5 protein-coding genes are annotated in these 3,084 nt (G+C 35.2%); all 5 read left to right on the top strand.

What is annotated here, in order from left to right; all coding sequences use genetic code 11:
- The first annotated feature begins 67 nt into the window (after positions 1-67).
- The 5 genes from ABIQ28_RS08995 to ABIQ28_RS08975 all read left to right on the top strand — a co-directional run bounded on the left by ABIQ28_RS08995 (position 68) and on the right by ABIQ28_RS08975 (position 2,803).
- Positions 68-619: a DUF4287 domain-containing protein gene (locus ABIQ28_RS08995; protein WP_348036554.1), complete on the top strand. Its 552-nt coding sequence runs from the start codon at positions 68-70 to the stop codon at positions 617-619.
- A gap of 7 nt (positions 620-626) precedes the next feature.
- Positions 627-1,139 carry a DUF4199 domain-containing protein gene (locus ABIQ28_RS08990; protein ID WP_348036553.1) on the top strand — a complete coding sequence of 171 codons (513 nt, stop codon included), beginning with the start codon at positions 627-629 and terminating at the stop codon, positions 1,137-1,139.
- A 1-nt stretch (position 1,140) separates the two neighbouring features.
- Entirely contained in the window at positions 1,141-1,605 is a 465-nt protein-coding gene (locus tag ABIQ28_RS08985; protein WP_348036552.1) for a VOC family protein, read from the top strand.
- A 30-nt stretch (positions 1,606-1,635) separates the two neighbouring features.
- Positions 1,636-2,190 (top strand): dihydrofolate reductase family protein, encoded by a 555-nt coding sequence (locus ABIQ28_RS08980; RefSeq protein ID WP_348036551.1) that lies wholly within the window; start codon positions 1,636-1,638, stop codon positions 2,188-2,190.
- A 238-nt stretch (positions 2,191-2,428) separates the two neighbouring features.
- Positions 2,429-2,803 (top strand): DUF2200 domain-containing protein, encoded by a 375-nt coding sequence (locus tag ABIQ28_RS08975; RefSeq protein WP_348036550.1) that lies wholly within the window; start codon positions 2,429-2,431, stop codon positions 2,801-2,803.
- The last annotated feature ends 281 nt before the right edge of the window (positions 2,804-3,084 follow it).

The following is a 3,084-nucleotide window of genomic DNA, read 5'->3' as shown; positions in this document are numbered from 1 at the left end:
GTAGAAACCCTCAAGAAATTAATGAAATCGACGATTGACTTTCTGCAAACAAAACACAATTAAGTCCATGGATAAAGCAACACAAACAATGATTGAAAACCTGTACAAGAACACAGGTAAATCTTTGGAACAATGGGTAGAAATTGTAACCAAAGAAAACTTCGAAAAACACGGAGAAATCATTAAATTTCTTAAGGAGCAACATGACTTCACCCATGGATTCGCAAACCTTGTGGCTCACAAATCGAGAGCCTCTGATGCTGGTTCGGCAGAAAACACCGATGATTTAATAACTGCGCAATATCAAGGAAAAGAAAATTTGAAACCGATTTATGACAAGCTTATTTCAGAAATTGTGTCTTTCGGTAATGATATCGAAATCGCACCTAAAAACGCTTATGTCAGTTTACGCCGAAACAAGCAATTTGCAACAATAGGCCCCGCGACTAAAACACGTTTTGAAATCGGAATTAATCTAAAAGGACAAGAGCCATCAGATAGATTGGAAGCCGAAAAACCGAACGCCATGTGTTCGCATAAAATCAAAATAGCTAATATTAACGACATCGACAGCGAAGTAATAAACTGGATTAAAAACGCCTACGAAAATGCCAAATAATACGATTATGACAAACAGAAAAATAGAAATCAAATGGGCCATCATCTTTTCAGTAGTAGGATTACTTTGGATGGTTTTGGAAAAACTAAGTGGACTTCATGGAAAATATATCGACTACCATTTATATCTGACCAATTTATTTGCCATTCCTGCCATTTGGATGATGGTTTTAGCGCTTAAAGAAAAAAAGCGAAAGGATTATAAAGGACAAATATCCTACAAGCAAGGCTTGGTTTCAGGAATTATCCTCTCGGCAATTATTGCTCTATTAAGTCCATTAACACAGTGGATTACCTCTTATGTCATCACGCCAGAATATTTCCCAAACGTCATAAAACGTTCTGTAGAAATAGGCTATTATAAAACAACAGAAGAAGCTCAGGCTAATTTCAACTATAAAAACTACGCTATTCAAGGGGCTATATTCTCATTTATTATGGGAGTCATAACTACGGCAATAGCCATGATTTTTATTAGAAGCAGGAAGGAAATCAAATTAAACACTATAAAAATGAATTAGTATGGAAGATCACAAGGAGCAAAAACCTGATGCAGACAATGAAAAAGATAAAACGCCTAGAGTAACAGGAATAGGTGGCATTTTCTTTTTCTCAGATAATCCTGGAAAAACTAGAGATTGGTACGCTGAAAATTTAGGGCTTGAAGTAAATGACTGGGGTTCGAGTTTTGAGTTTAGAAATGCCAACCGACCGCAAGAAATCAATTACCTACAGTGGAGTCCTTTTAAAAACGGAAGTGAGTATTTTGAACCTTCAAAAAAGGAATTCATGATCAATTACCGAGTTCAAAATATTGATGGCTTAGTTGAGAAACTCAAAGCAAATGGCGTGACTATAGTGGACGCTATTGAAACATTTGATTATGGAAAATTCGTCCACATTATGGATGCTGATGGCAACAAAATAGAGCTTTGGGAACCTATAGATAAGGTATTTACGGCAATGGGAGGGAAAACCACGAAATAAAAAACAATCTATTTAAAAGCAAAGCAGAATATGAGGAAGCTAGTTGCCGGCATCAATATGACGATTGATGGGATTTGTGACCATACTGCAATAATTCCCGATGATGAAATACATCAACATTATACAGATCTCTTACGAAACGCTGACACCATTCTCTATGGAAGGATAACCTATAATCTTATGGAATACTGGCGAGATTTGGCAAAAAGTCCTTCTGGCGAAAAATCAATGGACGACTTCGCTTTTGCAATGGACAACATTCCGAAAATTGTTTTCTCCAACACCCTTAAAAATGTGGATTGGCACAGTGCAAAACTATCTCATCAACCTCTTAAAGAGGCAGTTTTAGAGCTTAAGCAACAATCGGGTAAGGACATTTTAGTTGGCAGTCGGAGTTTAATCATACAATTAATGCATCTTAATTTAATTGATGAATTCCAACTCTGTATTCACCCTGTCATTGCAGGAAAAGGTTCTCCATTGTTTAAAAACATCAGCGACAGGAAAATATTTAAACTTTTGAAGAAGAAGGTATTCGGTAGCGGCGCCATAATTCTTTACTATGCTCCAATACCTGAACAATGAGTAATTCACGAATGATGAACTATGAAAAACTGTAAATTCAGTAATATGATAAAAACTGATTTTAATGTCGTGGAATCTAAATTAATATGACATCATTTTAAATGCATTTGTTCTTGACATTTCAGAACAGATTGCAAAAGTTTCATAATATAGCATTTCAATTCTTATAAATAATCATGGAACCGCCAACATACTTTATAACATTTCTACAATAAGAATACAAAACTTAATTAAACATATGCAGACTACAAAAGAACATAATGATAAGATTTCAAAAATGACATTTGCTTCGGTTTATCCCCATTATATTACCAAAGTTGAGAAAAAAGGGCGAACCATTGCTGAATTGCATGAGGTCATTGAATGGCTGACGGGTTTTAACGAAACCAAAATACAAGAACTTATTGAGGAGAAAGCTACCTTTAAAACATTTTTTGAAACCGCAGTTTTAAATCCAAATGCTACACTAATTACAGGTGTTATTTGTGGCTATCGAATAGAAGAAATTGAAACTCCCCTAACCCGCCAAGTAAGGTATTTGGATAAGTTGGTCGATGAATTAGCCAAAGGTCGCCCAATGGAAAAAGTTTTGCGAGTAGCAAGCAAACTATAAAAGCTTAGAATCATCTTGCGAAAAATTTCAATCAAATTAGGTTTCTCCAACTCATCTGAGGGAATTAATTCAGAAATCCGAACAAACGCAATATGAGAAAACTAAAAGAGTTATTCACTTGAGAAATTTTTATTACGTGTTCCCAATATATACTTTAAATGAAGCAAATAATTACCTCACTAATTTTCTTACTTGGCTTATTAAGCAGCAGCGCCCAGACTGCTTTGGACATTACAAATTTACAAACACCTGCTTTAGACGAAAGTTCTGGACTCCTTTTT

It is taken from the genome of Gelidibacter sp. (genome assembly GCF_039916245.1).
Classification (GTDB): domain Bacteria; phylum Bacteroidota; class Bacteroidia; order Flavobacteriales; family Flavobacteriaceae; genus Gelidibacter.
Note: the sequence above shows the minus strand (reverse complement) of the source record. Positions and strands in the feature narration are given on the sequence as shown.